Source organism: Corynebacterium sp. CCM 9203, from assembly GCF_041357675.1.
Classification (GTDB): Bacteria; Actinomycetota; Actinomycetes; order Mycobacteriales; family Mycobacteriaceae; genus Corynebacterium.
The window spans coordinates 562,946-575,632 of the sequence record NZ_JAUERY010000001.1 but is presented as its reverse complement, the minus strand read 5'-3'; the positions used below and the strand labels follow the sequence as shown (position 1 = coordinate 575,632).

Below are 12,687 nucleotides of genomic sequence, written 5' to 3'. Positions count from 1 at the left end.
CGGCCGACTTTTGAAATCCCACACCGCACGGACGGTGAATTTTGGTACCGAAAACCCCCTGCCTGCATCAACCAGGATTCCGAGATGCCTATCACCCCCGAATAGCGGGATCTTTTCGTCCCAGCCGGGCAGATCAAACACATGGTAGCTAGAAATGTGCAGTTCGTCACACCGTGGTAAAACGCTGCCGTCCGGCACACCAGCGCCAACGGAGCCGACTCACGTCAGCTCCAGATCACAGCTCAGGATCCGTCCGAGAACAATCCGTCCGTGACAACGTCCGTGGTCTTGGGAACCCCGAGTTCCACCGCCCGCCGATCCGCCATCGAGAGCAGGCGCCGGATCCGCCCTGCCACCGCATCTTTCGTCATCTGTGGATCGGCGAGCCGCCCCAGCTCCTCCAGGGACGCCTGGCGGTGCTGCACCCGCAGTTGTCCGGCTTCCGCCAAATGATCGGGAACGTCCTCCCCGAGGATCTCCAGGGCTCGTTCCACCCTGGCTGCCGCGGCCACCGCCGCACGAGCCGATCGACGCAGGTTCGCGTCGTCAAAGTTCGCGAGGCGATTGACTGTGGTCCGAACCTCCCGTTTTATGCGCTGTTCATCCCATTCCAGACGCGTACGCTGAGCACCCATTCTTGTTAAGAGCGCACCGATCGCCGCACCATCACGGATGATCACGCGCTCGGTTCCGCGGGTTTCCTTCGTCTTCGCGGTGATACCCAGACGCCGTGCGCATCCGACGAGCGCGAGGGCAGCCTCGGGGCAGGGGCACGTGACCTCGAGCGCCGAACTCCTTCCGGGTTCAGTGAGTGAACCGTTCGCGAGGAACGCACCACGCCAGGCTGCTTCCGCATCAGACACAGTGCCGGACACGACCCGGGGCGGCAGCCCCCTGACAAAGTGTCCCGACGGCGAGACCAGTCCCACTCTCCTGGCAATCTCCCCGGCACCGTCAGACACCGTCACGGTGTACCGTCTGGTTCGTCGGGCGCCTTCCACACCAACAGCATGGATGATAGCCTCGCGATCATAGAGATACCTGATGGAGTCCCGGATACGTCGTGCGATCTCCATCGACTCCACCTCCGCCTCGACCACTATCTGGTCCCCGAGCACCTGGATACCTGCGGTGAAGCGGAGCAGAGAAGCGAGTTCTGCAGTCCGCTGCGCGTCGCGTTTGATCGCGACACGTCCCAGTTCTTCCTTAACCCGCGTCGTCAACGCCACGGTATCTGGCTCCCCTCATTCACTGGATTCCCCATCGGTTTCCCGTCCGGTGGACGGAACTTCGGGGCGACCCGTCGATCCTACCGTCGACTTCCCCCAATCATGTGGCGCGCATAAACTCGGCGAAATGCTTCCGCGAGTTTGACAGGATCATGGCGGTTGACCCAGCCACCGTCACCATCACCGGCACGAACCGGTTCGAAGACGACATCTGCGCCGATTGTGGCGGCCGCGCGCGCCAGATAGCGGCGCTCCACTTCACTGGAGATCATCGTCGAATCGATGATGATCTGATCAACACGCAGATCCGGTGCGTGCTGAGTCAACATGTGGATGTGACGTTCCGTGGAGAATCCAGCGGTTTCGCCCGGCTCAGCCGTTAGATTGAGGACGACCACACGACACGCATCCGTCTCGATCAACGCCCGTACAATGTCTGGGACGAGGATGTGTGGGATGACCGAGCTAAACCATGATCCGGGCCCGAGGGTGACCATGTCGGCGGACCTGATCGCGGCAACCGCATCCACACCCGCCCGGGGACGCTCCGGAAATAGCTTTACCCGACGAACGTTGCCGGTCGTCGAAGCGACCGCGACCTGCCCCCGGACCGGGCGAACCGCCATCGGCTCATCACCGAGTCCCGCCACCTCCGCTTCAATCTCCAACGGCTGTTCACACATGGGGAGAACCCGACCATGCGAACGGGTCAACGTGGCGACGGCGTCCAACGCCTTTACCTCGCTTCCGAGTACATCTGTCAATCCCGCAATGAGAAGATTTCCCACTGCATGTCCCGCAAGCGCCCCGTAACCACCAAAACGGTGTTGGAGAGTTTCCTCCCACATACGCCCCTCATCATCGTCACGGGAGAGTGCGGCCAGCGCCATTCGCAGATCTCCGGGCGGTATCTGCCCGAGTTCCTGCCGGATTCGCCCTGATGAACCACCGTCATCGGCCACAGTCACGACTGCAGTGATCTCGTCAACATTGAGGTGACGTCCCGCCCTCAGTGTCTGGAACAGACCATGACCTCCACCAAGACAAGTCAGGCGGCGGAGTTCCGGGGACGTCGTGCAGGCGCTGTCACTCATCATTCGCCTCTCAGCCACGACAGATGTCACGGTGATTGACCGAAATGTCCAGGCCCTCTATTCCATCGAGCCGACGAGCGATCTCAACGGCCACCGCGACCGACCGATGGTGTCCCCCGGTACATCCGACCGCAACGGTGATGAAACTCTTACCTTCGCGGCGATATCCCTCGACCATAGTGGTGAACATAGATACGAAGTTGTCGATGAATTCCTTGGCGGACGGCTGCGCCAAGACATAATCACTGACCGGCTTGTCGACACCACGGAACGGACGGAGTTCAGGTTCCCAGTAGGGGTTGGGGAGGAAACGGACGTCCACGACGAGGTCTGCGTCCGCCGGAGCGCCATTCTTGAACCCGAAGGACTGTACTGTGACGTGCTGGCGCATATTGTCGATCGTGGCGAAAGAGCTCTCTATGGCACGGCGGAGATCGTGCACCGAAAGATCGGAGGTGTTGATGACCACATCCGCGCGCTCCTTGATCCCGGCAAGCGCTTCCCGTTCCCTCTCGATACCGATACTTAGCGTGTCTGTCCCCTGCAACGGATGAGTACGACGCACGGTATCGAACCGGCGGATGAGCATGTCATCTCGCGCATCCATGAAGAGAATCGTCGGATTGATCCCCTTCTGGCGTAGCTCACCGAGCACCTGCTGCAGTCCTCCATGGAAACTCCGCGACCGGACATCGGTGACCATCGCGAGTTTGTCCACCGGCGAGTCATCCCGTCGGCACAGTTCGACGAGTTCCACCATCAGGCCAGCCGGCAGATTCTGCGACACGTACCAGCCCAAGTCCTCCAGAACCCGGGCCGCGGAGCTGAGGCCTGCACCCGACATTCCGGTGACGAGAACGGGATCTCTCTCAATCGAGTGATCACGACAACGCTCAGAGGAACCTTCACGCGAATCGACTGTCATGTCCACATCCTATCCCAGGGACTCACACAAGGAACCTACTCCGGATGCAAACTCCGATACACTGTGTTCGCGAGGGTGGGGCCGAACCCCTTGACTGCGGTGATTTCCTCAACGCTCGCGGCCTTCAGTTTTTTGACGCTACCGAAATGGCGCACGAGTTCGGTACGGCGCGCGGCCCCGAGCCCCCTGATTCCGTCGAGTTCACTGACCCGCATCCGCTTGCTCCGCTGTTGTCGGTGGTAAGTGATGGCGAAACGGTGCGCCTCATCACGAATCTGCTGGAGCAGGTAGAGGGCCTGACTGTTTCTCGGGAGAATAACCGGTTCGCTGTCTCCCGGTACCCAGATCTCCTCCAGCCGTTTAGCCAGCCCGACGAGTGTTATGTCAGTGATACCGAGCTCATCAAACACAGCCTGAGCTGCATTAACCTGCGGTAAACCACCATCAACGATAAATAGATTCGGTGGATAGGCGAACCTTCTCCCATCCGTGGACTGCTCCTCGATCTTCTCGTCATCGAAGCGAGTGCCGTCAAATTCCTCCGCTTCGGGTACTGCGGTGCAGCCACCATGATGGCGCAGGAAACGACGCCGGGTCACCTCCGCGATGGATGCGACATCATCACTGTGTCCATCGCCCGCAGCATCCCGGATCCGGTAGCGCCGGTAGTCGGACTTTCGAGCAAGTCCGTCCTCGAAAACGACCAGTGACGCCACGACATCAGTACCCGCTATGTGGGAGATGTCCGTGCACTCGATCCGGAGGGGAGCATCTTCCATCAGGAGCGCATCCTGAATGTCCCTGAGCGCTGCAGATCGTGCCGTGAGGTCACCGACCCGTTTGAGCTTGTGCTGTTTCAACGCCTCCCTGGCGTTGCGTTCGACGGTGTCTGCAAGCGCACGCTTGTCTCCTCGTTGAGGTACGCGGAGATCGACTCGTGCCCCTCTGAGGGTACTTAGCCAGTCAGCGGTTTCCGCCGGGTCCTCCGGAAGTACCTGGACGAGAACCTCCCGGGGGACAGGAGTCAGATGATCCGAGGTTGTCTCTTCACTACTGTGGGACAACTTGTCGACACCACGGCGACGAATATCCGCATCGTGGCGGTAGCGCTCATCCACCGCGCGCTCAGCGGCATCCCCATAGAATTGGGTGAGAAAGTTCTGAATGATCCGTGGTACCGCCGGATCATGCCCATCCTCGGCGATATCCAACTCAGTGTCACCGCTTTTTTCCACGACCCAACCGCGTTGTCCACGGATACGTCCACCTCGGACATGGAAGATCTGGACGGCGGCCTCCAGTTCGTCAGTCGCGCAGCAGATGACGTCAGCGTCGGTCCCATCCCCCAGGACCACCGCCTGTTTCTCCATCGCCTTGGTGATCGCTCCGAGATCATCCCGCAGACGTGCAGCACGCTCGAAGTCGAGAGCTTCCGCGGCAACCCGCATCTGGCGTTCGAGGCGGCGAGTCACCCGGTCAGTCTGTCCCGCCATGAAGGAACAGAAACCATCGACGATCTCCCGGTGTTCTTCCGGACTCACTCTGCCGACGCACGGGGCAGAGCACTTGTCGATGTATCCGAGCAGACAAGGGCGACCGAGTTGACGATGCCGGTTCAGCACCCCCTTGGAACAGGTTCGGACAGGGAAGACACGGATCAGCAGATCAAGGGTCTCCCGAATTGCCCAGGCGTGGCTGTAAGGACCGAAATACCGCACTCCTCTCCGATGGGGACCACGGTAGACGAAGGCCCTCGGGACTTCTTCTCCGACAGTGACCGCGAGCATCGGATAGGTCTTGTCATCGCGGTATTTGACGTTGAAACGAGGATCAAAACGTTTGATCCAGGTGTATTCGAGCTGAAGGGCCTCAACCTCACTGGACACTACCGTCCATTCAACTGACGATGCGGTGAAAACCATCTGCCGGGTCCGGGGATGCAGTTGAGTCACATCCTGGAAGTAACTGGACAGTCGCGAACGGAGATTCTTGGCCTTACCGACGTAGACAACACGGTCCGAGGCATCACGGAACTTGTAGACTCCCGGGTCCGTGGGAACGCTCCCTGGCGCCGGGCGATAGGTAGCCGGGTCAGCCACAGGTCACCGACTCATCACACATGGTGCGCGCATCAGGTTTACCCTAGTCCTCCGGCATGTACGCGTCCTCGAGGTCGCGGAAGTGGGATACGGCTTCGACAACGGATTCCCCATCGGCGGACTGGAATGCCCACATTGGTACGAACTCGAACTCCGGGAGCTCGAGTCGCGCCCAACGCGCCCCTCTGGGAAAGGAAAGACCGTAAATCACCGACCAGGGGTAAAAGCGGGTGCCGATGAAATTCCTGACCTCGACGCCATCAGAGTTGGCACGGACCCGCGGACGAGCGATACCGATGCAGAAAAAAGCTATAACTAAACCAACGCCGACAAAGGACCACTGATCGACGGTCGTCACCGCTGCGCCGGTATCCCCAACCGCGACGGCAAAAGCCATGAAAATATGAACAGCCATCACCACGATCACAGCCACCATCGCGAGGAACCTGAGACGACGGGAAGTAACAACAAGCTCCCAGGGACGGTCGGTGGTCGTAGGGGTATCCGCGGCGAGTATACGCTGGATGTCGACGCCGCTGTCCTCGACTCCGTTGGTCTTGCCCTCTGGGTTCACGTCCACTCAATCTCTGTTCATTGTTACGGCCATGTTTCGTGGAACAGTCTAGCCCTCCCTCCCCGTCATCCGGTAAAGAACTCCGGACCTTCGGGTACGCTTCAGATAGCTTGATCAGGCTTCCGCCGCGAGTCTGCGCAGATGGCCTATCTCGGCATTCGGATCCCCGGCACCGTAGACGGCTGACCCCGCAACGAATGCATCGCATCCCGCAGCGGCGGCCGCGGCGATAGTGTCACGGGAGATACCACCGTCGATCTCGATGGTGCACTCTAGCTCACGTTCATCGATGATTCGACGCAGGGTGCGAACTTTCTCCAGCTGATCCGGCATGAATGCCTGCCCGCCGAAGCCTGGCTCGACGCTCATGACGAGAACCTGGTCGAATTCATCGAGGATCGGTAGGTGCTCCTCGATCGGGGTACCCGGCCGTAGGGAGAAGGCGGCTCGAGCCCCCTTCTCCCGGATGTGCCGAGCGAGGGTGACCGGATCGTCGGTGGCCTCAATGTGGAAGATGACGGTGTGTGCTCCGGCCTCGATATGGTCATCGACCCATTTCTCCGGATTCTCGATCATCAGGTGGACATCGAGAGGGATGTCTGTGACCCGATGAGCAGCAGCGGTGATCATCGCCCCGAACGATAGATTGGGGACAAAATGGCCGTCCATGATGTCCACGTGGATCCAGTCCGCATCCGATACCCTGGCTATCTCCTCGCCAAGTCTGGTGAAGTCGGCGGACAGGATTGACGGTGCGATGATCGGCTGTGACATGTCGCCATCCTATCGCTCTGCCCCCTGCTACGCACAGTAACGGATCAGCTCCCGCCAACCCGGAACACCGCGAAGAACATCGCGTCGGTTCCATGCCGATGCGGCCACATCTGCACACTCAGGTTTTCCCCGGTACCGGACATCCCACAGGCGAGTTCACGGGCATCCAGCTCCACGACATCGCATTCAACGAGCGCCCGATCGACGACGCCTCTGGTTTCCCTGAGATCCGGCGAACAGGTCGAGTACACAACCACACCACCCGGACGTGTGAGTGAAACTGCGCTTGACAACAACTCGAATTGCAGCTCCGCCAGACCCGCGATGTCCGACTCAGACTTCCGCCACCGCGCCTCCGGGCGTCGACGCAGCGCACCCAGCCCAGAACACGGGGCATCAACGAGTACCCTGTCGTACCCGGGGATCAGACCCGGTGAACGACCGTCAGCGGTATGAACATCCACAGGAAGTCCACTGGTCGCCGTCCGGACAAGCCTGGCACGATGCTCAGAGACCTCGACTGCATCGACCCGGGCTCCATCAACACGTGCCAGCGCCCCAATGAGTGCAGCTTTCCCACCCGGACCAGCACACAGATCAAGCCAACGACCGGCGTCCGGGCCGTCGAGCGGAGCTTCAACCACCGCACGAGCGATGACCTGGCTTCCCTCATCCTGGACCGTGGCCAAGCGTTCCCGCAGTGGTTCCAGATCCCCGGGATCACCCGAATCAAGGTGAACCGCGTAGGGCGAATAGGGTCCGGGCTCACCGCCGGTGACCAGCGCGAGTTCCTCTGCCGTGATCTCTCCCGGACGTGCCGCAAGATGGACCCTCGGTCGCGCAGAATCCGCTGCGAGTGCACTCGCCAGCTCACCTGTACCAATGACCCTGGCGAAACTCTCCGCGATCCACACCGGATGTGCGTGTTCAAACGCGACCGCAGGTATCTCCTCCCGGGGTGCAAGTTCCATCATCCAGGTCTCCGGAGACTTCCTCGAAATCGTGCGGAGGACCGCGTTAACGAATCCTTTGGCCCGTTCCTGCCCGATTCCCTCCGCCAACCGAACCCCACTATCCACTGCGGCATGAGCCCCGACGCGCATATTGAGAAGCTGGTAAGTGGAAAGCCTCAGAACATCCAGTAACTCCCCATCGATCATCTCCACAGGCCGACTTGATGCGGCGTCAATGATCTCATCCAGGACTCCGAGCTGGCGAAGCGTACCGTAGGTGAGTTCAGTCGCGAACGCAGCATCACGATCAGTGATCCCGTGCGTTCGGAGGAGCCCTGGCAACACGAGGTTCGCATAGGCGTCATCGGCACGTACCGCACGAAGGACATGCAGCGCTGCAGCACGAGGCATATCAACGCCCGGGGTGAGAGGCCGCACGGATGCAGGTGTCTGGGGCCTGCCCTTCTTCGATGCCTCCGTTCGTTGAGGCAGTCCGTCCCGGCGTCGGGTGGAAGTCCCGGATTGTTTCTTCGGATGGCTGGCAGAGCGGGACGCTCCGCCCGTCCTCGAGGTTGCCGAGGGATCAGATTGCGGTCGGCTTCCGCCACTCCGTGCACGGAAACCACCGGATTTGTCCAAGCTCATACGAGTACCGTTCCTTCTTCCGGATGAGCGCCACGCGCCCAGTCCATCGCATCCATCATTTTCTTTCCGGGGGCTTGTATCTGTTGAAGCACCACACATCCGTCTCCGGTCCCGACGGTGACTCCGGCCGCAGTCAACCGGATTTCTCCGGGGGCCAGAGTCCCAGTAATGTCCTGATCGATAACAGTGACCGGCCCAATCTTCATGCGCTGACCGTTCAGGGTCGTCCAGGCACCGGGCACTGGAGTGTACGCCCGGATTCGTCGACCAATGACCGATGCATCCGAGTTCCAGTCAATCCGGGCATCTTCCTTCGAGATCTTTGATGCATAGGTGGCGTCACCGGACTGGGGCTCAGGGATGAGTGTTCCGTCGCCGAGTCCATCCATCGTATCCACCAGAAGTTTTGCACCCCTGTGCGCGAGCCTGGTGAGAAGGTCATCCGCGGTGTCATCCGAGCCGATCGGTTCCAGAATCCGGTCGAACACCGGGCCGGTGTCCAGTCCCTTTTCGATGCGGAAGGTCACCGCACCCGTTTCGATATCTCCGGCTGCGATGGCAGCTTGAACGGGAGCCGCACCACGCCACGCCGGCAACAGAGAAAAGTGTAAGTTTACCCACCCGTGCGGAGCCACTTCCAGCAGATCAGGGGTGATGAGGTTCCCGTAGGCGACCACAGGAATGCAGTCGGGTGCGAGCTCCATTAATCGGGAGCGCAGTAGCTGTCCGTCGGCGGTACCCGGTTTCAGCGTCGTTGGTCTCAAAACCTCAATGCCGTTGGCGGTGGCGAGTTCCGCGACCGGTGACGGGTGCAGCGTCCGGCCTCTCCCCCGCCTGGCATCCGGTCTCGTGATAACCGCGACAACGTCATGGTTGGAGGCGAGGAGTTTCTCTAAGGCGACGACAGCGGGTTCCGGAGTACCGGCAAAAACCAGGCGCATGGGCGGGGAGCATCCTTACTATAGGGATAAACGGTCAACACCCCATCCTACGGCCAGGTTCATGATCGGTTGCACTCCGTCTCCGGCGTCCCCGAAAATCGGGTCACCCTAGGTGGATCGGATCAACCTGGACCCGGAGGGGGAGCTCGTCCTTCCGCACCACACGCGCAGTCCTCCCTCCTCTCAATGCCCTGCCGAGAGCGGTCCTCGGGCCTGCACCGAGAGGAACCCTGATGAGAATGCGCTGCGGCGGGCCGAAACGGGACTCGTCGTACTCCCCCGGCAGTGGTTTTCCGGGTGGCAGAGCAACGGGGCCGAGGATGTCTGCACCCCGGGGAAGCTGGACGAGCTCCAGGAATTCATCGAGAGTGGCCTGTGGACCATCGACTGCAGCAAGGTGTACTGCGGGAGGAAGATCAACCTCTCTACGCTGAGCCAGTTCAGTAGCTGCGGCGCCCACCAGATCCCAACGAATGAGCGACTGAACAGGTTGGAGAGCCGGATCAGCGACGATGATGACCTCCCCACCGGATTCAGCCGGTGCGACAAGGGTCGCTGCAGAGGCCCATTTCCCCAGTGTGTCTTCGGTGGCGCGGAGATCTGCGCGCCCGAGGAGTGCCCAGGCGTCGAGAATGAGACAGGCGCCGTAAGAGCCATCCCGCACCGGCGGTTCAGCACCGGGTGTGGATACAACGATCCGGGCACCCATCGGCACTTCATCGAGCACTCGGGAACCACCGGAGGTTGAGACCGGGAACTTCGGGAAGGCTCTACCGAATTCCTCTGCGGTGCGCTCCGAGCCCAGAACCACGGCCCGGAGCCGGACCGACCCGCAGTTTCCGCACCGATGATTGGCTGCTGGTCTTCCACACCACCGGCATGTCGGTACGCCCGGGACATCCGCATCGTTAGCGGGAAGTCCAACGGGTCCGTTACAGGAGCGGCATCTCGCGGGAGCTCGGCACCGGCCACAGGCGAGTGTGGGGACATAGCCTTTCCGCGGTGTCTGGATGAGCACGGGTTTATCCCGTTCGAGCGCACGGCGCACCGCCTCGAAGGCAACACCGGGGATTCGTGCGGAACGGGCCCGCGGATCCCGTTCCAACTCGATGTCACTGTCTGCGGTAGCCCGGATCCTGGGCATCCGCTGGCGAATGACCTCTCTGGGAGCGACGAGACTGTGCATCCATCCCTGCTCAACCATGAGCTGCACCTCGGCGGTCCTCGAGTGGCCGCCGAGGATGAGTGCACACCCTGTCTGCGCACTTCGGGTCGTAAGCACTTCACGCGCATGCGCATAGGGGGCACGCGGATCGATCAGGTTCTCGTCCCCGTCATGCAGAAGTACAGCGAGCCGGAGATCGGCAACCGGTGCATACGCCGCACTGCGGGTGCCTATGACCAAGCGTCCCTGCCCGTGAAGTATCGACAGAAACCGACGGTATCTCGCCTGCGGTCCCAATGCCGCATTGAGCACAGTCACCTGGCGGGCGGAAACCAGTTCACGGAGAGCGGTTTCGAGCGTATTGACGTCGCGTTGATCTGGGAGGACGACCAATGCCCCTCCCCCGGTACGGACGGTGGCGACGGTAAGAGCTGCCAATGCCCGAGCCCAATCGTCTCCGGGGGCGATCTGCCACGCGGCGCGTGCAGAACGTCCGGCAAGGACAGCGTCAACGAAACCAGGACCGTGGAGATAACTGATCCAGGGAGCCAGATCAGGTTCACTGACGGTCCCGAGTTGTTCCCATGGGGTCGAGGTGTCCGCGTTCTCCGCGGTTGCGTGACGAACAGGAACTGCGGAGCGGATCAGGTCACTCCGGACCCCGCCGTAGCGATCACAGAGAGCGTCCACCAGTTCCCGGGTTTCCTCGGGGTAGACGATCTCCGGTGAGATGACCCGTTCGAGCCAAACGAGTTCACCGCTGTGCGAACTGACGGAGGTTCTGTCGAGGACAACCGCATCGATTAACCGCCCGGAGAACCTAACCCTGACCTTCACTCCGGGGCGACAGTCTTCATCTTGTGTCGTATCGACCAAATAATCAAAGGTGCGATCCAGATGCGCGAGACCCAGGAGCGGAAGAACCCGCGCCACCGGCGCTCTCTGCGCCGGGGAACGGGGTGGAGACATGCCGCTGATTGTATATCGGTATCTGGGCGCTGCATGCTCGGGGTCGGGTCAGATTCCGGCAGCCGATCGCAGCGCGTCAACCCTGTTGAGCTGTTCCCAGGGGAGATCCAGATCAGTCCGCCCGAAATGGCCGTACACCGCGGTATCCGCATAGATCGGACGGAGAAGATCGAGCTCCCGGATGATGGCGGTCGGCCGAAGATCGAAGACCTCAGCCACCGCTGCCTGAATATCAGCGTCCGACAGGCCCCCGTGTGCGGTACCGAAGGTCTCGACGTAAAGCCCGACCGGTTTCGCCCTCCCGATGGCGTAGGCGACCTGGACCTCGGCACGGTCCGCGAGTTCTGCCGCGACAATGTTCTTCGCGACCCAACGCATGGCGTAGGCACCTGAACGGTCAACCTTGCTCGGGTCTTTACCCGAGAACGCACCCCCACCGTGACGAGCCATTCCACCATAGGTGTCCACGATGATCTTCCTGCCCGTCAAACCAGCATCCCCCATCGGCCCCCCGACGACGAAGGATCCGGAGGGATTAATGAGAACGGTGAGATCAGCGTCAACATAATCTTCCAGGCCCGCCTCACGGACAACGTACTCGATCACATGGGAACGCAGTTGTTCAGCCAACCATTCTTGACTCACGTCACGGTCATGCTGCGTCGATATGACGACGGTATCGAGCCGGACGGGACGGTCATCACCGTCGTAGGCGAAGGTGACCTGCGTCTTGCCGTCAGGGCGGAGATTCGGGACAATTCCCTCTTTTCGAACCTGCGTGAGCCTCCGGGCGAGCCGGTGTGCGGTCGCGGCCGGTAGCGGCATGTATTCCGGGGTCTCGTTTGTCGCGTATCCGAACATGAGTCCCTGATCACCCGCACCACTCTGATTGTCATCATCCCCGGTGTCTCCGTTACGGACCTCGTGGGAGGTGTCGACCCCGGCACCGATCTCCTGCGACTGCTCTCCGATGGCGACCGTGACTCCACACGTGGTGCCGTCGAAACCGACTTCTGAAGAGGTGAAACCGATCTCCCGGAGTTTGTCTCGAACGAGCGCCGGGATCTCGACGTATCCGGAACACCGGACCTCACCGACAACATGCACAAGCCCCGTGGTCACAACCGTCTCGACGGCGACCCGCGAACGTGGATCAACCCTGAGCATCGCATCGAGGATCGTGTCAGAGATCGCGTCACAGATCTTGTCGGGATGCCCTTCGGTGACCGATTCGCTGGTAAATAAACGGACGGCGCTGGTGCCTACAGCCACGGTACTTCCTTCTAAACTCGTTGATTTCCTGGTTGGCGGGCTCGTTC

At 61.0% G+C, this 12,687-nt stretch carries 10 protein-coding genes; all 10 read right to left on the bottom strand.

Going from position 1 to position 12,687, the window contains the following annotated elements; all coding sequences use genetic code 11:
- Positions 1–242: 242 nt before the first annotated feature.
- The 10 genes from whiA to metK all read right to left on the bottom strand — a co-directional run bounded on the left by whiA (position 243) and on the right by metK (position 12,640).
- Positions 243–1,229 carry a DNA-binding protein WhiA gene (gene whiA, locus QWU44_RS02530; protein WP_370914121.1) on the bottom strand — a complete coding sequence of 329 codons (987 nt, stop codon included), beginning with the start codon at positions 1,227–1,229 and terminating at the stop codon, positions 243–245.
- Positions 1,230–1,309: 80 nt separating this feature from the next.
- On the bottom strand, positions 1,310–2,323 hold the full coding sequence (gene yvcK, locus QWU44_RS02525; RefSeq protein WP_370914120.1) for a uridine diphosphate-N-acetylglucosamine-binding protein YvcK: 1,014 nt from the start codon (positions 2,321–2,323) through the stop codon (positions 1,310–1,312).
- A 10-nt stretch (positions 2,324–2,333) separates the two neighbouring features.
- The gene (gene rapZ, locus QWU44_RS02520) at positions 2,334–3,248 is read right to left on the bottom strand and encodes an RNase adapter RapZ (protein WP_370914119.1); all 915 of its coding nucleotides are present in this window, start codon (positions 3,246–3,248) and stop codon (positions 2,334–2,336) included.
- Positions 3,249–3,283: 35 nt separating this feature from the next.
- Positions 3,284–5,347, bottom strand: coding sequence for an excinuclease ABC subunit UvrC (gene uvrC, locus QWU44_RS02515; RefSeq protein WP_370914118.1), 2,064 nt, complete (start codon positions 5,345–5,347; stop codon positions 3,284–3,286).
- Between the two features lie 43 nt (positions 5,348–5,390).
- Complete coding sequence (locus tag QWU44_RS02510) at positions 5,391–5,927, bottom strand: PH domain-containing protein (protein WP_370914117.1); 537 nt, start codon at positions 5,925–5,927, stop codon at positions 5,391–5,393.
- Positions 5,928–6,035: 108 nt separating this feature from the next.
- Complete coding sequence (gene rpe / locus QWU44_RS02505; protein ID WP_370914116.1) at positions 6,036–6,695, bottom strand: ribulose-phosphate 3-epimerase; 660 nt, start codon at positions 6,693–6,695, stop codon at positions 6,036–6,038.
- Positions 6,696–6,739: 44 nt separating this feature from the next.
- A complete protein-coding gene (locus QWU44_RS02500; RefSeq protein ID WP_370914115.1) occupies positions 6,740–8,293 on the bottom strand; it encodes an RsmB/NOP family class I SAM-dependent RNA methyltransferase in 1,554 nt (517 codons plus the stop codon).
- Complete coding sequence (gene fmt / locus QWU44_RS02495) at positions 8,290–9,234, bottom strand: methionyl-tRNA formyltransferase (RefSeq protein ID WP_370914114.1); 945 nt, start codon at positions 9,232–9,234, stop codon at positions 8,290–8,292. Before fmt ends, QWU44_RS02500 begins: the two co-directional genes overlap by 4 nt.
- 103 nt (positions 9,235–9,337) lie before the next feature.
- Positions 9,338–11,368, bottom strand: a complete 2,031-nt coding sequence (locus tag QWU44_RS02490; protein WP_370914113.1) for a primosomal protein N' — start codon at positions 11,366–11,368, stop codon at positions 9,338–9,340.
- Between the two features lie 48 nt (positions 11,369–11,416).
- Positions 11,417–12,640, bottom strand: a complete 1,224-nt coding sequence (gene metK, locus QWU44_RS02485; RefSeq protein WP_370914112.1) for a methionine adenosyltransferase — start codon at positions 12,638–12,640, stop codon at positions 11,417–11,419.
- Positions 12,641–12,687: the final 47 nt, after the last annotated feature.